This window comes from Flavobacterium piscis (genome assembly GCF_001686925.1).
GTDB classification, from domain to species: domain Bacteria; phylum Bacteroidota; class Bacteroidia; order Flavobacteriales; family Flavobacteriaceae; genus Flavobacterium; species Flavobacterium piscis.
This window is the reverse complement of the sequence record NZ_LVEN01000004.1, coordinates 121,367-139,400: the sequence shown is the minus strand read 5'-3', so window position 1 is coordinate 139,400 and position 18,034 is coordinate 121,367. Positions and strand designations below refer to the sequence as shown.

The 18,034-nt window shown below is 33.7% G+C and carries 17 protein-coding genes; 8 read left to right on the top strand and 9 right to left on the bottom strand.

The window, feature by feature from the left end; genetic code table 11:
* Positions 1-1,545 carry an Rne/Rng family ribonuclease gene (locus FLP_RS03350; RefSeq protein WP_065448114.1) on the bottom strand — a complete coding sequence of 515 codons (1,545 nt, stop codon included), beginning with the start codon at positions 1,543-1,545 and terminating at the stop codon, positions 1-3.
* Positions 1,546-1,934: 389 nt separating this feature from the next.
* Complete coding sequence (locus tag FLP_RS03345) at positions 1,935-2,225, bottom strand: HU family DNA-binding protein (protein WP_007805026.1); 291 nt, start codon at positions 2,223-2,225, stop codon at positions 1,935-1,937.
* 140 nt (positions 2,226-2,365) lie between these two features.
* Between FLP_RS03345 and mutY the strand changes: the two genes are divergently transcribed.
* Genes mutY through gldD form a run of 4 tightly spaced genes read left to right on the top strand, consistent with a single transcriptional unit; the run spans position 2,366 to position 5,771 of the window.
* A complete protein-coding gene (gene mutY / locus FLP_RS03340; RefSeq protein ID WP_065448113.1) occupies positions 2,366-3,412 on the top strand; it encodes an A/G-specific adenine glycosylase in 1,047 nt (348 codons plus the stop codon).
* Between the two features lie 38 nt (positions 3,413-3,450).
* Positions 3,451-3,891: a single-stranded DNA-binding protein gene (locus tag FLP_RS03335; RefSeq protein WP_065448112.1), complete on the top strand. Its 441-nt coding sequence runs from the start codon at positions 3,451-3,453 to the stop codon at positions 3,889-3,891.
* A 23-nt stretch (positions 3,892-3,914) separates the two neighbouring features.
* Positions 3,915-5,210 (top strand): gliding motility-associated protein GldE, encoded by a 1,296-nt coding sequence (locus tag FLP_RS03330; RefSeq protein ID WP_065448111.1) that lies wholly within the window; start codon positions 3,915-3,917, stop codon positions 5,208-5,210.
* On the top strand, positions 5,211-5,771 hold the full coding sequence (gene gldD / locus FLP_RS03325) for a gliding motility lipoprotein GldD (RefSeq protein ID WP_065448110.1): 561 nt from the start codon (positions 5,211-5,213) through the stop codon (positions 5,769-5,771).
* An 85-nt stretch (positions 5,772-5,856) separates the two neighbouring features.
* On the opposite strand, the gene FLP_RS03320 is transcribed toward gldD, so the two are convergent.
* Together FLP_RS03320 and FLP_RS03315 are read right to left on the bottom strand one after the other, a co-directional pair.
* Positions 5,857-6,318, bottom strand: a complete 462-nt coding sequence (locus tag FLP_RS03320; RefSeq protein ID WP_065448109.1) for a VOC family protein — start codon at positions 6,316-6,318, stop codon at positions 5,857-5,859.
* Between the two features lie 121 nt (positions 6,319-6,439).
* Positions 6,440-6,817, bottom strand: a complete 378-nt coding sequence (locus tag FLP_RS03315; RefSeq protein ID WP_065448108.1) for a heavy-metal-associated domain-containing protein — start codon at positions 6,815-6,817, stop codon at positions 6,440-6,442.
* 103 nt (positions 6,818-6,920) lie between these two features.
* On the opposite strand from FLP_RS03315, the gene FLP_RS03310 reads away from it, so the two are divergent.
* Positions 6,921-7,787 carry a DMT family transporter gene (locus FLP_RS03310; RefSeq protein WP_065448107.1) on the top strand — a complete coding sequence of 289 codons (867 nt, stop codon included), beginning with the start codon at positions 6,921-6,923 and terminating at the stop codon, positions 7,785-7,787.
* 200 nt (positions 7,788-7,987) lie between these two features.
* Here the strand turns inward: FLP_RS03310 and FLP_RS03305 are convergent, their stop codons facing one another.
* Positions 7,988-10,036: a M16 family metallopeptidase gene (locus FLP_RS03305; protein WP_065448106.1), complete on the bottom strand. Its 2,049-nt coding sequence runs from the start codon at positions 10,034-10,036 to the stop codon at positions 7,988-7,990.
* A gap of 12 nt (positions 10,037-10,048) precedes the next feature.
* On the bottom strand, positions 10,049-11,371 hold the full coding sequence (locus tag FLP_RS03300; RefSeq protein ID WP_065448105.1) for a M16 family metallopeptidase: 1,323 nt from the start codon (positions 11,369-11,371) through the stop codon (positions 10,049-10,051).
* Between the two features lie 273 nt (positions 11,372-11,644).
* Between FLP_RS03300 and rplU the strand changes: the two genes are divergently transcribed.
* From rplU to FLP_RS03285, 3 genes are all read left to right on the top strand, one after another.
* Positions 11,645-12,088, top strand: a complete 444-nt coding sequence (gene rplU, locus FLP_RS03295; RefSeq protein WP_065448104.1) for a 50S ribosomal protein L21 — start codon at positions 11,645-11,647, stop codon at positions 12,086-12,088.
* 24 nt (positions 12,089-12,112) lie between these two features.
* Positions 12,113-12,373, top strand: coding sequence for a 50S ribosomal protein L27 (gene rpmA, locus FLP_RS03290; RefSeq protein WP_017497241.1), 261 nt, complete (start codon positions 12,113-12,115; stop codon positions 12,371-12,373).
* 268 nt (positions 12,374-12,641) lie between these two features.
* The gene (locus FLP_RS03285) at positions 12,642-13,928 is read left to right on the top strand and encodes a hypothetical protein (protein WP_243397520.1); all 1,287 of its coding nucleotides are present in this window, start codon (positions 12,642-12,644) and stop codon (positions 13,926-13,928) included.
* Here the strand turns inward: FLP_RS03285 and FLP_RS03280 are convergent.
* The 3 genes from FLP_RS03280 to FLP_RS03270 all read right to left on the bottom strand — a co-directional run bounded on the left by FLP_RS03280 (position 13,918) and on the right by FLP_RS03270 (position 17,965).
* Positions 13,918-14,490, bottom strand: a complete 573-nt coding sequence (locus tag FLP_RS03280; protein WP_280513359.1) for a ClbS/DfsB family four-helix bundle protein — start codon at positions 14,488-14,490, stop codon at positions 13,918-13,920. The genes FLP_RS03285 and FLP_RS03280 overlap by 11 nt on opposite strands.
* Before the next feature lie 93 nt (positions 14,491-14,583).
* Positions 14,584-17,343, bottom strand: coding sequence for an AsmA-like C-terminal region-containing protein (locus FLP_RS03275; protein ID WP_065448102.1), 2,760 nt, complete (start codon positions 17,341-17,343; stop codon positions 14,584-14,586).
* Positions 17,344-17,383: 40 nt separating this feature from the next.
* The gene (locus FLP_RS03270; protein WP_065448101.1) at positions 17,384-17,965 is read right to left on the bottom strand and encodes a MiaE family protein; all 582 of its coding nucleotides are present in this window, start codon (positions 17,963-17,965) and stop codon (positions 17,384-17,386) included.
* Between the last annotated feature and the right edge of the window lie 69 nt (positions 17,966-18,034).

Sequence of the window (18,034 nt, the reverse complement as noted above, 5' to 3'; positions counted from 1 at the left end):
TTATTCTGAAATAGCATTTCCTTTTTTATCATAGAAATGGTATTCTAAGTACGTGTAAGCGTCACGAGGTATGATTTTCACCCATTTCTTATGTTCAAAAAACCATTTTGAACGTAATGATGGAAAACCTTTACTGAGGTATGCAGCCACAAACGGATGTACATTAAGTACAACACCCTTGTGGGTTTTTAAAAGTCTGTCTAAATCCAGTGCGATTTTATCAATGATTAAAATTGGCGCTTCAATTTCGCCATGCTCATTGTTTGGATCTTCTTCTCTGGTTTTAATATTTACTTCAGGTCTTACGCGTTGTCTGGTAATTTGGACCAAACCAAATTTACTAGGCGGTAAGATTTTATGTTTTGCTTTATCGTCGCTCATTTCTTCTCGCAAGAAGTCGAACAGGACTTTCCTGTTTTCAGGATTAGACATATCGATAAAATCAATTACGATTATTCCGCCCATATCACGCAAACGAAGTTGTCTGGCAATTTCAGCGGCAGCAATCATATTTACTTCCATGGCAGTATCTTCCTGGTTAGTCGCCTTATTCGAACGGTTTCCACTATTTACGTCTATAACGTGAAGAGCTTCAGTGTGTTCGATAATAAGATAGGCGCCTTTACTCATGGAAACGGTACGTCCAAATGAAGTTTTGATTTGTCTCTCTATATTGTATTTCTCGAAAATTGGAGTGTCGTTTGATTGATAAAACTTTACAATCGATTGTTTTGAAGGTGCAATTTCTTGCAGATATTCCTTCGTTTGGTGGAACAACTCTTCGTCATCTATCTGAATACCGCTAAAGGTATCATTAAATACATCTCTTAATATCGAAGAAGCTCTGTTAAGCTCTCCTAATACTTTTGATGGATGATGAGCAGTTGGTAATTTTTTACACATTGCAGTCCATCTGCCAAGCAGGTTCTGCAAATCTTTTTCTAATTCGGCTACGTTTTTGCCTTCGGCTACTGTGCGAACAATAACACCAAATCCTTTAGGTTTGATCGATAGAACAAGTTTTTTTAGACGATCCTTTTCCTTTTTGTCCTCTATTTTTTGAGAAATAGAAACACGGTCAGAAAACGGAACGAGAACGATAAATCTTCCTGCCAATGAAAGCTCAGCGCTTATCCTTGGACCTTTGGTCGATATAGGTTCTTTAACAACTTGAACTAAAACAGATTGATTGGCACTTAAAATATCAGTAATGATGCCATCTTTGTCAATCTCTTTTTCAAACTGAAAGGTTTTTAGGGAGAAATCTTTTATTTTACCTGCGCTTACAAGTTTTATGAATTTCAGTTGGGAAGCTAAGTTAGGTCCTAAATCGTGATAATGTAAAAAGGCATCTTTTTCGAAGCCCACATTTACAAAAGCAGCATTAAGTCCGGCAACTGGTTTTCGTATTTTGGCAATAAAAATATCACCAACCTGAAAGTTGCTTTTCTCTTCTTCCTTGTGTAATTCAATTAGTTTTCCATCTTTTAATAAGGCAAAATCTACGGCTTCAGAACTAGATCTAATGATTAATTCTTTATTCACACTGTAAATTTTTATCTGTTTTTTCAGAAAATAGAAAAAAGAGAGAAGAGTATAGATTCAAAAAAATCTAAAATCTTAAGTCTAAAGTCTAAAATCTTATCTACAGATGGATTAAACAATATTTTTTAACAGGTATTGAACCCGGGGGATTTTAGTTAGCAGTTTTCAGTATCAGTTGGCAGTTTTTACGCTGCAGACTGTGACTGGTCACTGAGACTAAATTCCAATTTCAATGAACGTTTAAAAAGAAAAAAGTAGTTTAAAACTACTTTTTCTTTTTGTGACGGTTAGCTCTCGCTCTTTTTTTTCTTTTGTGCGTAGCTACCTTATGTCTCTTTCTTTTTTTACCACTTGGCATATCGTGTCGATTTTATGATTAATTAATAGTATTATTTTGCTTCGTTATTTGTTTTTACTCCTTCTACAAAAACTTTTGCAGGTTTAAACGCAGGAATGTTGTGTGCTGGAATTTTGATAGTGGTGTTTTTAGAAATGTTTCTACCTGTTTTTTCAGCTCTGGTTTTTACGATAAAACTTCCAAAACCTCTTAGGTAAACATTGTCTCCAGTTTCTAATGAAGTTTTAACTTCTTCCATAAAAGTTTCTACTGTTGCTTGAACATCTCCTTTTTCAAGACCTAGTTTCTCTGAAATTTTCGCTACGATATCTGCTTTCGTCATTTTCTTTCCTATTTTATTTTATAAATGGTGTACTATTTTTTTGAGTTTGCAAATATAGGAATTAAAAAAATAATTAATCAAGCTAATTCGTTAAATTTTAATTACATAAACATTTACTTTTGTATTCTAAGTATTTTGCAATGAATTTTTCTAACATATTGATAAAATGGTATTTACAAAACAAACGTGATTTGCCATGGCGAAAAACAGCCGATCCTTACCATATTTGGCTCTCAGAAATTATGTTGCAACAGACTAGAGTTGCGCAAGGAACGCCGTATTTTTTTGCGTTTACGCAGGAATTTCCTACTGTATTTGATTTGGCAAATGCCTCAGAAGAGCAGGTTTTGAAACTTTGGCAGGGATTAGGGTACTATTCTCGCGCCAGAAATCTGCATAAAACGTCTCAATATGTCGCAAATGAGCTTAATGGAGTTTTTCCTGCTAACTTTAAAGATTTACTACAATTGAAAGGAGTTGGAGAATATACAGCAGCGGCAATTGCTTCTTTTTCGTATAATGAAGCCGTTCCTGTTGTTGATGGTAATGTGTTTCGTGTACTCTCTCGTTATTTTGATGTTGAATCGGATATTTCTCTTCCTGCAACAAAAAAAGAATTTACAGAACTCGCCTATGAATTAATGCCAAAAGATAACCCTGCAATTTTTAATCAGGCAATTATGGAGTTTGGCGCTTTGCAATGTGTACCTAAAAGTCCCGATTGTTCCATATGTGTTTTTAATGAAAGTTGTGCAGCACTTCAAAAAAAGAAAGTATCGGTTTTGCCGGTAAAATCAAAAAAACTTAAAGTGACCAATCGCTTCTTTAATTATTTAATTTTAGAAGATGTTTTAGGTAATACCCTAATTCAAAAAAGAACGGACAAAGGAATCTGGCATAATTTATACGAGTTTCCTCTTGTGGAAACTACTGAAATTGTGGATTTTGATGTTGTTTCAAAAGCGGTCAGAAATGATATTTTTCCTTCTTATACTATATTAAGTGTAGAAGAATGTAGTGAAACTACAATTGTTCATAAACTTTCGCATCAACATCTTCATATTCAGTTTTGGAAAGTTAAAATTGCGGAAATAATCGAAAATGGATTGAATGCCAGTGAATTAAAAACTTTTCCTTTTCCTATAGTGATATATAATTTTATAGAAAAGCAAGAAATAAATTGCTAAAAAAAATGTATCTTTGGGATAAATACCACTGTAAAATTATGAATGGAACATTAAATAAAGTGATGCTAATTGGCCATTTAGGCGATGATGTAAAAATGCATTATTTTGATGGCGGAAACTGTATAGGTCGTTTTCAATTAGCTACAAACGAGGTTTATATCAATAAAACGACCAATGAAAAGATAACTTCAACGGAATGGCATAATCTGGTTGTGCGCAATAAAGCTGCCGAAATTTGCGAAAAATACCTTTCTAAAGGAGATAAGATCTATATAGAGGGGCGTATAAAATCACGTCAGTGGCAAGCAGAGGATGGTACTACAAAATATACTACGGAGATTCAGGTGACTGAGTTTACTTTTTTGACTACTAAAAAAGAAACCGGAAATCATAAACCGCATCAGGAATCAGAACCAGCAAAAAACACTAACTTTGATGCCACGAATGAAGGTTTGCCTATAAATGACTTACCTTTTTGATTGTTTAACTAATCTTTTTTAATTTGGACCCGGAGCCCAGTTTATTTTTTAATTCTACATTAGACATCAATTTAATAATTGGTTTTGTCGGAATATTTATTTTGCTGTTTCTTTCGGCAATTGTTTCAGGTGCCGAAGTGGCGCTTTTTTCTTTATCTCAAAAAGACATTAACGAAACATTGCAGGAAAATAATCCGAGAGGAAAAATTATTTCCAATCTTTTAGATAAACCCAAAAAACTTTTAGCCACCTTATTAGTAGCCAATAATTTTTTTAATATTGGAGTTGTTATTTTATTCTCTTTTATTGGACAAAATATTTTTGCTAATGTAAGTTCTCCGGTCTTTAAGTTTATACTTGAAATCATTCTGGTTACTTTTCTTATTTTGTTGTTTGGAGAAGTTTTGCCTAAAGTTTATGCCAGCCGAAACAATATAAAATTTGCAAAACGCGTTGCATATCCAATCGCAATTTTAGATACATTACTATCGCCAATAAGTTTGCCTATGCGTAGTGTTACACTATATTTGCATAACAAATTAGGGAAACAAAAAAATAGTTTTTCGATAAATCAGCTTTCTCAAGCCTTAGAACTTACAGATTCTGAAGGAACGTCAAGCGAAGAACAAAAAATCCTTGAAGGCATAGTTTCTTTTGGGAATACAGATACAAAACAGGTAATGAGTCCGAGGATTGATATTTTTGCATTAGAAATATCAGAATCATTTTCGGCAATTTGTCCTAAAATAATCGAAAAAGGATTTTCAAGAATTCCTGTTTATCGCGATAACATCGATCAGATTGAAGGGGTTTTGTTTGTTAAAGATTTATTACCGCATATTGATAATGATGAATTCGACTGGACTTCTTTGGTAAGAGAAGCATTTTTTGTTCCTGAGAATAAAAAACTCGACAATTTATTAAAGGATTTTCAAAGCCTTAAAAGCCATTTGGCTATTGTGGTTGATGAATACGGCGGAACATCAGGATTAGTGTCTCTGGAAGATGTTATCGAAGAAATAGTAGGTGATATAAGTGATGAGTTTGACGATGAAAATTTGAATTTCTCTCAAATCGATGAAAAGAATTTTCTTTTTGAAGGAAAAATCAATATGAAAGATTTTTATAGAATCGTCAATGTTACTGAAGATATTTTTGAATCTCATAAAGGTGAAGCAGAAACGTTAGCGGGATTTATTTTAGAAATTTTAGGCAACTTCCCTAAAAAAGATCAAAAAGTAGCTTTTGAAAATTGTGTCTTTACAATAGAAACAGTCGATAAAAAGCGTGTTAAACAAATAAAAGTAACAATAGATTAAATGTTAAAAAAAACAATTTCAATAGCAACAATTTTACTGGCATTGACTGTTTTAAGTTGTAAAGATGATGTGGTGCCTAAGCCATCAGGTTTTCTTCGATTAGATTATCCGGAAGCAAAATATGTTAGTTTTGAAAACAATTGTCCCTTTGCTTTTGAAATGAATGAAGCGGCTGTGATTAAAGGTGAAAAAGATTGCGGATTCGCGATTGCCTATCCTAAAATGAAAGCAACAATTTACCTAACCTATAAACCTGTAAATGGTAATATCGAAAAATTGCTTAAAGATGCTCAAAAACTTACTTACGAGCATGTAATTAAAGCCGATGATATATTAGAACAGCCCTATTTAAACCCTCAAAAAAAGGTTTACGGAATGTTTTATCAGGTGGATGGAAATGCAGCTACAAACTCGCAATTTTACGTAACAGACAGTACAAAGCATTTTATAACAGGATCAGTTTATTTTTATGCTAAGCCTAATTTTGATTCGATTATGCCGGCGGCGAGTTATATCAAAAATGATATGCAAAGATTAATGGAAACTTTGAAGTGGAAATAAAAAAGAAGATATAAAAAAAAGGGCGTTTAATTTATAAACGCCCTTTTTTATGTTTGATAAAGGATTGAATCCTCTAATTCTTATTTTAAGAAACCGAAAAAGCGTCGGTAATAAAATCCTGAAGTCCTGCTTCTTCTAATATCTCAATCGAGAATTCTCCAAAACGTTTTGGAAGCCAAATAATTCTAACTCCACTCGGGGAATTAAGGCTTTCTTTTGACAAAGTATTTCCATTTTCATCCTCTGGCTGAACGCCCGAAGCTACTAATTCGTCAAAAGCAACTTCAATATCAGGAGTAGAGTAGCAGTGACGGTAAATAGTTCCTTCGCCTTTTGTATCTAGTAATTTTTTTAAATTTCCGGAAAATGGCTGAACAAGCATAAAACGTTCTTGTCTCATTCTCACAACGGCATAGGTCACATGAAGTTCGTCTCTTTGCCAGATGAATTTTTTAGAGATTTCTGCTCCAAGGATTTTTGCGTAATAGTCGCAGGCTTCCTGAAGATCTTTTACCAGAATATCGATGTGGCTAAATTTAAGTTCCATTGTTTTTGTTTAAATATTGATATAAGCTAAAATAGATTTTTGAAAATCATTCACAAAAAAAACAGTAGTAAGCCTGAGTTTACTACTGTTTAAATATATTTGTTGTTAATCTTTTTTCGGACTACGACTTTATATTCGAAACTTTATAAGTTTTCCCATCTCCGGTTGCCTGAACCGTTTTAGTCAGATTCTCTTGGTTTTGAACTGTTTTGTCGAATACAACAGTAGCTGTTTTTTTATCGAAATCTACTGTAGCTTTTTCAACGCCGTCAAGATTGGATAGTTCTTTTTCGATTGTTTTGGCACATCCCATAGCACAAGTCATTCCTTCGATTTCAAAACTTGCCGTTTGTACATTTTCAGCAGCAATTGCTTTGTGTTCTTTTATGGGTGTATTTTCGGATTTTATATTGGCCAGGTTTTTATCTTCTTCTTTTTTGCAGCTTACTAATACTAAACTCGCGATGGCGAAAGCGGCTATGATCTTTGTAAATTTCATTATATATGATTTTTAAATTGATAAGTTGTATTCCTTGCAAAATTAATAAAAAGGAGGAGGTCAGTTCATAAATTTATTACAAATTTGCACCAAAATGATATTTATGGATGCAAAGCAATTAAAGTGGGCTTATTTATTTGTTCTTTCGCTTATTTGGGGAAGTTCTTTTATTTTAATAAAAAGAGGTCTCGTTGGTTTAACAGCGATTCAGGTAGGTTCATTCCGAATTATTTTCGCAGCTTTGTTTCTGTTGCTTTTTGGCTTTAATAGTCTAAAGAAAATTTCACGCCGCCAATGGAAATTTGTTGCCATAACCTCTGTTTTCGGAACCTTTACTCCGGCTTTTCTTTTTGCAATTGCCGAAACTCAGGTCGATAGTTCGATTGTTGCTATTTTAAATTCGCTTACACCTTTAAATACTTTGGTTCTGGGAATAATCATTTTCGGGATTCAATTTCAAAAACAACAAGTTTTGGGTGTTTTTGTTGGTTTGGTAGGTTGCTTACTTTTGGTCCTAAGTGGCGCATCCGCGCATCCGGGACAAGATTATTACTATGTGATTTTGGTTGTGATTGCAACGCTTTGTTATGCTATCAATGTCAATCTAATCAAGAAATATTTATCAGATCTGAATTCGGTAAGTATTACAACCGGAAACTTTGCGGTTTTGCTTTTACCGGCTCTGATTATTTTAAGCTTTACAGATATTACGCAAAGAATAAGTTTTGATGTTACCCAGCATTCTATTCTTTTTGTAATGATTCTGGGAGTTTTAGGAACCGGAATTGCAAATGTTGTATTTTTTAAATTAATACAAATGTCTTCTCCGGTCTTTGCAACATCAGTAACTTACTTAATCCCGATAGTAGCTTTCTTTTGGGGATTGTTAGATAATGAAATGCTAACGCCAATTCAGTTTTTTGGAGCATTTATTATTTTAATTGGAGTTTATTTATCAGCTAAGAAATAAGAAGTTTTGTAGTTTTTCCGGATGTCGCTCTGAGCGAAGTCGAAGAGCGTGTCGATTGGAACGTGGGCTTCGACTCCGCTCAGCCTGACAAAGCAATGACTAAAAATAGTGCGCATAAAAAAAGCTTTGTCAAAAGTTTTTAAACTTTGACAAAGCCTCTAAAAATCTTAGAACCTTAGCAACTTAGTACCTCAGAACCTTTAAAGGAAATCTTTCTCAGAAACTCCTTCATTAATCTTAATCTCAGACATTTTAATATCCAATTCAAAACCTACATTCTGAACTAAGTTAAAAGGAACTTTGATGCCTTTTACTTCTTTATAATCATTAAAATTGGTGATTTGAGCAGATGATTTTCCACCTTGTTCGCGAACTTTAGATTCTGCTACTTTCAAGCCTGATTTTACATCGTAGAAATACGTTGTTTTGCCGTCTGCTATTGCATAAGCATCGCTTCCGTTTATAGGTTCTATTCTGTCTACTTTTAAATCGGTTCTTTTTTGTAATTGTAATTCTTCAAAAGGAGCTGCATTTGCCTTCATATCGGCAAGATCTGCGCCTTCAAGATTTTTGCGTTGGCCTTGTTGTTCGATATAAGCCCCTTTTTCGTTTACAACCTGCTTCATTAAATTCATAGTTCCCATGGCAAGCGAAACCATCATTTTTCCTTTCGAATCTAATTTAGAAGTAAAAGTTAAAGGTCCGGGAGCCTGAGGAACGGTTGTGGTTCCTGTCATTGAAAGTGTTTTTACAGCAGAAACTGCTTTTTCGCCACCAATAGCTTTAAGGTAATTTTCGAAAACAGTTTTCGCAGTAATTCCGGCTGGGGCTTCTTTTTTAGTTACAGGTTTTTCTATAGAATTTCCGTATTTATCAAAATAAAAAATCGGAATTTGAAGTTTTTCTAAACCAGTAATTACATCAGAACCTTTTCCTGCAATTACAATTCGCATATTGTCTAATAAGAAATATTTGTTGGCAACGCGATAAATATCGTCGGCAGTAACATTGTTTATGGTTTGAATGTATTTTTCGTAGAAATCAGCCGGTAGTTTTTCTGTTTCAATATTCAAAGCATAACGGGCAACAGTTTGCGGTTTTTCAACCTGCATTACAAATCGGCCAATATATCCTGCTTTTACATTTCTTAAAACTTCCTGAGGAACTCTTTCGGTTCTGATTCTTTTAATTTCTTTTATAAACTGAACAACAGCGCTGTCTGTAACTGTATTTCTAACAGCAGAGGAAGCTTTAAATTTAGTTACATATTTCCCGCTTCCAATGCTTGAACTTGCTCCGTAAGTCCAGGCGTGTTGTTCACGTAAGTTCATATTTAAGTAGCTGTTGAAATCTCCTCCCAAAATTTGATTGGCAATTACAGCCGGGAAAAAATCAGGATCGCTCATTTTTAAATTCACGGTATTTACCAATGAAATTTCAGATTGTACCGCATTTGGAACATCTACAAAATCAATTTGAAGTTGAGAAACATTCTCAGGATTAGGATAAGTGCTTTTTGGAGCAATTTGTTTTTTCCATCCGCCAAAAAGTTTCTCTACTGCCGCTTTTGTTTCTTTAAATTTAACGTCACCAATCACTACTAAATAGGCGTTTTCAGGAACAAAATAGGTTGCGTAATTTTTCTGAACATCTTCAAGTGTGACATTTTTAACTGTTTCTTCTGAAAGATATTCTCCTGAAGGATGGTTTTTTCCAAAAGCCAAAACATCAACAACACGACTTGCAATTGCAGGAACGCTTTTTTCATCGGCTTTAAGCCCTTCGATTAATTTTGCTTTTTCTTTATCGAATTCAGTTGGAGTAAAATTGGGTTGTAAAGCACCTTCTGCCAAAAGTTCCAGAACACGTCCTGAATATTTAGAAAGAGAGCTGGCATAAGCACCAGTTGATGAAAAGTTAATGCTTGCTCCGTAAAAATCAATTTCTTCGTTAAAAGCTTCTTTGGTTGTTTTTTTAGTTCCGTTGCCAATTAAGCTGCTGGTTAGTTCATCAACACCTTTCTTGTTTCCTTCGGTAAAAGGAGCGTTGTCTAGGGTTAAGTTAAAGCTTACTCTTGGTAGTTTATGGTTTTCAACCACCAAAACTTTCATGCCGTTTGCCAAAACAAAAGTTTGTGGTTTTTTGATGTTGACTACTGGCGAAGGGCCTGGTTTTGGTTGTGGACGATCTTGTGCTTGCATAATTCCAGTCAGGAATAAAAGGATTAAAAATGTATGTATTTTTTTCATGATTCGATAAGCTTAGTTTTGAACTTTAGTTGAAGGAACGTAGTCTAAAATTAAACGCTGGTTAGGGTTTAAGTATTTTTTAGCCACTTCTCTAATTTCTTCTCTCGTAATAGAGTGGTAAATATCAATTTCAGTATTGATTAAATTTACATCTCCGTAAAGTAAGTAGTAAGAAGCCAGGTTTTCTGCAATTCCTTCTACGCTTGCATTGGCGTTCACAAAATTATTATCGAATTTATTCTGTAATTTTTCATAGTCTTTTTCAGAAATCAGGTCGGTTTGAATTTTTACAATTTCCTCGTCTATTTCTTTTAAGATATCGGCGGTGGTATTTGGAGCCATTGGCAAACCGTATAATATGTACGTTCCGTAATCTTCCTGGCTAAAACCCACGGCACCAATTTGAAGCGCCATTTTTTTATCATCAACTATTTTTTTATACAGTTTTGAACTTTTTCCGTCACTTAAATAAGAAGATATTAAATCCAGAACTCTTGCATCTCTTGTTTTCATTGATGGCGTTCTGTAAGAAGCAACAATCATCGGAATCTGAATATTCGGATCTTCGTAAGTTGCTTTTATAGTCTGATTGATTGGTTCTTCGACAAAAGTTTGTTTTTTTACTTCTTCACCTCTTGGGATTGGAGCAAAATATTTCTGAATCCATTCTTTGGTTTTTGTTTTGTCAAAATCACCGGCAACCACTAAAACAGCATTATTTGGCGTATAGAATTTTTTATTAAAAGCCTGAAATTCTTCCAGCGTTGCTGCATCAAGATCTTTCATTGAGCCAATAGTGGTCCAGCGATATGGATGATTTTTGAACATGTTTTTCTTAACCTCCGGAAGTATATTGCCGTACGGCTGATTGTCATAACGCATTCTCTTTTCTTCTTTTACAACCTCGTTTTGGGTTTCAACACCAATCTTGTTAATTATCGGGTGCATCAATCTTTCAGATTCCATCCATAAACCAAGTTCTAAACTGTTTGATGGGAAAACTTCGTAATAATAGGTTCTGTCGTCAGAAGTGTTAGCATTGTTTACTCCGCCATTTGCAGTGACGATTTTCATCCATTCACCACGTTTTATATTTTGAGTTCCTTCAAATAATAAATGCTCAAAGAAATGCGCAAAACCAGTTCGGTCCGGGCGCTCGTCTTTTGATCCTACGTGGTACATTACCGAGGTAATTACAACGGGAGCTGACGGATCGTTGTGTAAAATAACATGCATGCCGTTATCTAAATTATATTCTTCAAAAGCTACCTTTTGAGCATGAGCCACTCCGCCGAGCATTAGTGCTGCACTTAACATCATTATTGATTTTTTCATAAAGATTAATAATTTTTATTTACCTAGATATGTAGGTAGCCAAGAGTTGATTATCGTTACATCAAAATTAACTTTTTTTAATTATTAATGAAGGGTTAGGGTTGGTTTTGGTGATACTTTAACAGTATTATACGGCTAAATGTTTCTTTTTTAGCTGTGAAACACCTTGAAAAACAGACTTTAAAATGAAATAAATATTTTTAGAATAAGAGATTGCACAGTAAATTATTAATTGTATATTTGCAACCTTAAAAATCAATAAATCAATTTGGTATGTATGCAATCGTAGAGATAGCAGGGCAACAATTTAAAGTAAGCAAAGACTTAAAGGTTTATGTTAACCGTTTGTCTAACGAAGAAGGTTCAAGTATTTCATTTGACAAAGTTCTTTTATTAGACGATAACGGTAGCGTAACTTTAGGCGCCCCAGCTATAGAAGGTGCTTCAGTAGAAGCTAAAGTGTTACAACACTTAAAAGGAGATAAAGTAATCGTTTTCAAAAAGAAAAGAAGAAAAGGTTACAAAAAGAGAAATGGTCACAGACAATATCTTACTCAAATTGTAATTGAAGGTATTACTGCAGCAGGCGGAACTAAAAAAGCAGCAGCTAAAAAAGCGGTTGTAGCAGAAGATGCTCCGGCAACTGAAGTTGAAGCAGCTCCAAAAGCAAAAAAAGCAGCAGCTCCAAAAGCAAAAAAAGAAGCTACTAAAGAATAATAACAATATTTAAACTCATACGTCATGGCTCACAAGAAAGGTGTCGGTAGTTCGAAGAATGGTAGAGAATCAGAATCAAAACGTTTAGGCGTTAAGATTTTTGGTGGACAAGCTGCTATTGCTGGGAACATCATCGTTAGACAAAGAGGTTCAAAACATAATCCAGGTGAAAACGTTTACATCAGTAAAGATCACACACTACACGCAAGAGTAGCTGGAGTTGTTAAGTTCCAAAAGAAAAAAGATAACAAATCTTATGTATCTATTCTTCCATTCGAAGCATAATCATTAGATTAAATTATTATAAAAACCCGTTCGCCTTCGCGAACGGGTTTTTTGTTTCTCTGTAAATTGAAATTGACTATCGGCGTATACTTATATATTAATAAAACGGTAAAATTCATTTTTTTATTATATAAAGTAGGATATGATTTTGAGTTAGTTGAAATTGACACAGAAGCAGGTTTGTAGATTATTGGAATTTAGAATTTTAATTTTGGAATTTTTTCCCTGTATTATTTTGTATTTTTGGTTAGACTAATCCCTCTAAATTTTGAAAAAAATAGTTTTCCTTTTATTCCTTTTTTGTACAAGTCTGTTTGCAAGAGAAATTAATTCTTCTGAAGAAATCGTTTCTTTAAATGATTCTCAAAAAAAGATTTTATATGAATTTGAGGTTCTTAAAAAGAATGGTTGTAAGACAGATCAGTTTTGGCTGAAAAATAAAAGTCAATTTCCGGAATTAGATGATGCTGTAAGGGATAAATTAGCGGTGCAGATTTTTGCAAATTCTCAGGTAGTTTATTCTCCGCCCAAAGATTCTGCAGTTCAGTTTTGGATGAAAACACAATTGCTAACCAATTGGATGTTTTATTTATCTGCATTTATAGCTATTTGTGCCCTTATTGCCTTGTTTAAAAAATATTGGGGTTTGCTTATTGATTTATTAATTAGAGGTTTTGCGCCTCTATTAAGGTTTTTGTTTTCGCCGGTTTTGTTAACTTACGAATTGTTCCTGCTAGGAGTGGTTTGTATTATTTATGGATGCCTTATTGATGAGTTTGTGTTAAGAACTGTCATTATTCATGTAGGTTTGTTTTTATTGTGGAGCCAGTCAACGGCTTTATTTACTAAAGAATATTGGGTTAAAAAGTATGTTTTTGAAATAGAAAATAAATTTTGGGGAACAAATCCATGGGAAACCATAAAAACGATATGTCTTCCGGCGATTATTATTTCGTTGGCTCTTGTGTATGTGTTGTATAAAGTTCCTGTTGATGTTTTTTATAATTATGAAATTGTTATTTCGGGAATTGCTGCGTTTTATGCATTGCCGTTCTGGCGTTCGTTAGAAAAATATTTATATCCTGTGTTGCTGCCTTTTAAAAATGAGTATAGACCCAGAAGTATAAATTCTCTTGGAGCTTGTACCGTTATGGCGGTTGTTATTACCGGCATACTTATATTGCAATGGAATGCTGTTTTTTATAATATAATAGCGGCGTTGATAAGTTTATTGTTATTGTCATTTCTGATACTATCTTCAAAAATGAACTATCGATACAGTTATAAAAACTATTATTATCTGCAGTTTGTAGCTGTTCTTTTCCTTGCGGCAGTTTTTTTATATGGTTTTCGTATTCACTTAAACGAAATTATCTGGTTTGCATTAATAGCAACAAGTTTATTCGTTATAATAAAATATATGGAAATCATTTCGTTTTTCTCTGACTGGAAAAGAGGAAAAACATGGGCCTGGAAATTGTTGGGTTTAGCAGTGCTGCTTTGGATTTTAGGTAAAGGGTTTTTATATGTTTCTGCGTTACTTTTTAGTAGTTAAGATTATTCTCTTTTTTCCATTTTCGGATTCTTCCTCTGGCATTATTGTAGGGAGAAGCGGTATTAAACTGTATCATTCTGCCTAATGTCCACTTTTCGTACCAGGGAGTTTCGTACAATTCAGCGTTTGTTTTTAGTTCAATCAAAGAGAGGATTTTATCTACTACATTATCTAGTTTATTGCATAAAGTTATAAAGTCGTCTTTTTCATGATCTTTATAAAACTTTTGTGCCAGTTTTCCAAGTTCATTCCATTTGTAGCCTGTCTCGGGGAAATCTACGGTTTCTTTGTTGTCTTTTTTATTGTTCCACTTGAGTACCAATTCTCCCCAGCCTGTTAAATAAGAAATAAGATTATTAATGCTCATTACAGTATCTTTTGCGTGTCCCTCTAAGTTATGAACGGCAGTTAATTCACCAGGAATGCCCGATAATTCTTTTTTTAGCTTATTATAATTGGTTTTGATTGCGATTTCCAATTCTTCTTTGTTTGCAGGAACAGCCATAATGTAATAGAATATAACTTTATCAAATGTAGCTAAAAAGTAAAAAACCTTTGTCAAGTTTTAAACTTTGACAAAGGTTTTTTTATTTTTTTGGAAGGAAACGATCCACAATTGGAATTTGGAATTTAAAAAATTGAAATTAAAATTCGATTACTCAGTATCTTTTGTTTCTTCCAGATCCTCGGTTTTTCTACCCAGTTTTATCTTCGGATTATCCTGTGTTCCGGTAACAGTTAACGGGATTCCGAATATGCCAAGAGGAGGTAAGCCTAAGCGCATTTTTAAGTTTAGTTTTCCGTCTAGACTTGTTGTGCCTTCGATTCTTGGTCTAAAGCCGGCAAACTTAAATTTAAAGCGTTCTACGGTCATGATATTGTTCTTGATCGTGGTTTTGATGTCAACTTTAGAAAGATCGGGATTTCGCATTGATTCAGAATTTGTTGCTTTGCTTACGGCATTAAACATTTTCAAACCTCGCACTTTTATATCTTTTACAGAAAGTGTTCCGCCGCCAACAAGCGATGGATACACAGGATCCATGTTCCCGTTTAATCTTCCTTTTAGCTGGTAATCAACCGAAACAATACCCTGTGCTTTTTCAGCTGCGCTGGCCATTTTTCTAAAAACTTCAATTTCGTTATAGGCTTTTTTAATATCAAAATCAGAAGCTTTAATAGTAAAATCAAAATTTGCTTTTTGAGGTGTAACAGCCTGATAATTGGCATTCATGGCAACATTACAGCCAATTAAATTAAAACCGGTATTCTGCATGCTTAATTTGCCTTTGTTCATGCTTAAATTTCCAACTGCATTTTGAAGGTTTAATTTGTCAAAATTCACTTTTTGGGCATTAGCAGTAAAATTCAAATTCAAATTCGTCGGAATTATGATAACTCCGGTTTGTTTTGACTCGGTTTTAGGGGCCGGCGTTTCAGTTTTTGTTTGGGTTACAGAAGTATTTGTTGGAGTGCTTGACATGAATTCATCAACATTGATGTATCGCGAAGTAGCTTTGAAAGAACCTATTAAAACGCCTGTATTTGTCGTTGCATAATTAAAAACGTTCTGCAAATATCCATTCATCCTAAAATCAGACTGGCCGTAAGCAGCCAGGAAATTATTAAATGACATTTTATCCTGATTGATTTTAAAAATACCTTCTTTGATAATGAATTTCTTTGGCAGATATTCTGATGTTATGCCAATGTTTCTCAGCTCAAGAGTTCCTTTGTTATGAAGCTTGCTGTAATTTCCTTTTTCGGCATCGCTTTGTTTGCCTTTCAAAACTAAGTCAGCTTTTACAAAGCCATCTAAATCAAGTCCTTTTTGAGAGAAAACTTTATAAATTTTATTTACATCAAGTTCTCCTTTGGCTTTAATGTCGTAAGTCAAATCATTAAAATTGCTCAAATCGGCTTCTACAAAAACAGGTTTTCCTTCAAAGGTAAACTGAGTTGGTTTTAGGCTTACTTTCAAATCATCAAAAGTTCCTTTCTTATTGTTGATTGTAGATTTTATTATAATATTTGTGATCGGATTTGGGTAATATGGTGTTTTTAAATACCCGTTTTCTAAATCGATAACACCATTTGTAACTGGGAAAAGTTTGTTTTTCTGATCAAATTTTCCATTTGCTTTTACATCTCCGGCCAAGCTTCCTTTTAAAACAATATCAGGAATGCCGAGTGCTTTAGTCAGTTTTTCAAGGTCGATTCTGGCTTTAAAATCAGCATTGATATTTGGTGTATTTATCCCTTCGATATAAAATTTAGATTTTAAATAATCTTTATTTATGTTTAAGGATAAGTTTTTAGCATCTACAATAGCAAGATCCGGATTTAATGACGGGACTTTTGTTTTTACTTCTAAATTTAAGTTAGAAACCGGAAAAGCACTTTTGTTATAATTTACAAAACCGCTGTCTATTTTTATGTCCAGATTAAGATCAGGAGCAATATTTTGCGATGCAATATAATTTCCTTTTAAAGTTAAAAGTAAGTTGGTATTTCCTTTTAATTCTGTTTTAGAAAGCCACGTAATGTATTTTGGAGGGAAAGCAGTAAAAACATCATTCAGTTTACTATTGTCAGATTTAATCACAAAATCCATATTGTAACCCTCTTTCAAAAAGTCAAATTTCCCTTTAAAATCGACCATGAGCTGATTGATTTTTAAGTTGTTTTGTTGAAAAAAGAAAGACAAAGAGTTTACGTTTACTTTGGTAATCAGATCCGCATCGATTTTCTTATTCATTAAATAAGGTTCACCTTCATAAACAATATTTAATTTCTCGATTTTGGCTTTCGAATACAAATCAAAAACAGCCTGGTTGAGATCTCCTTTTCCTAAATAATTAAAGCCAAAAGCATCAAAATGAACTTTGGTCGATTGATCGTCGTAAATTATTTTACTGTTCAATATCTCGATTCTCTCCAGTTTTAGCGATGCGTCAGCATCTGTACTGTCTTTCGGATCTGATGTATTTGATGATTTGTAAACATTGTAATTCGCTTCTCCTTTTGGATTTACTTTTACGTTTATAAAGGAATCAGATAGATAAATCTGGTCTATTTTTACTTCCTTGCTAAATACTAAACTGGCGACATTTATTCCAAACGAAACCTCTTTTGCAGTAATAAATTTTTCGTTTTTATAAGGAGCTGATCCGTTAAGACTTAAGTCATTTAAAGTTAAAGTCAATGAAGGAAAGTGATGAAAAAACGAAACCGAGACATCAGAATAATTCAATTCTGCGCTCAGTTTTTCGTTAGCTGTTTTTTTAATTTGCTCCTTAATTTTATCAGCAAAAATAATAGGGGTCAGAAACAGTAATCCTATAATAACGACAAAAGTTATTCCGGTGTATTTTGCTATTTTAAATAAAATAGATTTGGTTTTATTTGCAGGCATAACAAATTGTGGTATTTATAAATAAGATCTAAATTGAATTTTATCCGTGAACAGTTTCTTTTTTACCATAATTGGTAATGATAGAACCTTCATATTCAATCCATTCTTTCCAACGTTTGTCTATATCTATATTGTCAGTGTATTTTCGGGCAAATCCTAAAAAAGTGGTATAATGACCGGCTTCAGAAATCATCAAATCGCGGTAAAATTTAGCTAATTCTTCGTCTTTAATGTTTTCAGACAGTACTTTAAAACGTTCGCAGCTTCTGGCTTCGATCATGGCCGAAAACAATAAACGGTCGCAAAGTGCATCTTTACGGCTTCCGTCTTTTTTCATGAATTTAAAAAGCTCATTTACATAATGGTCTTTTCTTTCGCGGCCCAAAGTCAGACCTCTTTTTTTGATGATATCGTGTACCATTTGCAAATGCTCTAATTCTTCTCTCGCAATCACAAGCATTTCAGTAACTAATTCTTCTAATTCAGAATTATAAGTTACTAAGCTTATGGCATTTGAAGCTGCTTTTTGTTCGCACCAGGCGTGATCCGTTAATATTTCTTCAATATTCGATTCTACAATATTTACCCAACGAGGGTCTGTCGCTAATTTTAATCCTAACATAATTTCCCGGCATTTTAGTTCTTGCAAAATTAGTGTTTTTTATCACTAAAAATCGGGAATTATCGCATG

Excerpts from the sequence above, each read along its gene's own strand:
- FLP_RS03345 (WP_007805026.1), bottom strand. The coding sequence starts at position 2,225 with ATGACGAAAGCAGATATCGTAGCGAAAATTTCAGAGAAACTAGGTCTT.
- mutY (WP_065448113.1), top strand. The coding sequence starts at position 2,366 with ATGAATTTTTCTAACATATTGATAAAATGGTATTTACAAAACAAACGT.
- FLP_RS03335 (WP_065448112.1), top strand. The coding sequence starts at position 3,451 with ATGAATGGAACATTAAATAAAGTGATGCTAATTGGCCATTTAGGCGAT.
- gldD (WP_065448110.1), top strand. The coding sequence starts at position 5,211 with ATGTTAAAAAAAACAATTTCAATAGCAACAATTTTACTGGCATTGACT.
- FLP_RS03320 (WP_065448109.1), bottom strand. The coding sequence starts at position 6,318 with ATGGAACTTAAATTTAGCCACATCGATATTCTGGTAAAAGATCTTCAG.
- FLP_RS03315 (WP_065448108.1), bottom strand. The coding sequence starts at position 6,817 with ATGAAATTTACAAAGATCATAGCCGCTTTCGCCATCGCGAGTTTAGTA.
- FLP_RS03310 (WP_065448107.1), top strand. The coding sequence starts at position 6,921 with ATGGATGCAAAGCAATTAAAGTGGGCTTATTTATTTGTTCTTTCGCTT.
- FLP_RS03305 (WP_065448106.1), bottom strand. The coding sequence starts at position 10,036 with ATGAAAAAAATACATACATTTTTAATCCTTTTATTCCTGACTGGAATT.
- FLP_RS03300 (WP_065448105.1), bottom strand. The coding sequence starts at position 11,371 with ATGAAAAAATCAATAATGATGTTAAGTGCAGCACTAATGCTCGGCGGA.
- rplU (WP_065448104.1), top strand. The coding sequence starts at position 11,645 with ATGTATGCAATCGTAGAGATAGCAGGGCAACAATTTAAAGTAAGCAAA.
- rpmA (WP_017497241.1), top strand. The coding sequence starts at position 12,113 with ATGGCTCACAAGAAAGGTGTCGGTAGTTCGAAGAATGGTAGAGAATCA.
- FLP_RS03275 (WP_065448102.1), bottom strand. The coding sequence starts at position 17,343 with ATGCCTGCAAATAAAACCAAATCTATTTTATTTAAAATAGCAAAATAC.
- FLP_RS03270 (WP_065448101.1), bottom strand. The coding sequence starts at position 17,965 with ATGTTAGGATTAAAATTAGCGACAGACCCTCGTTGGGTAAATATTGTA.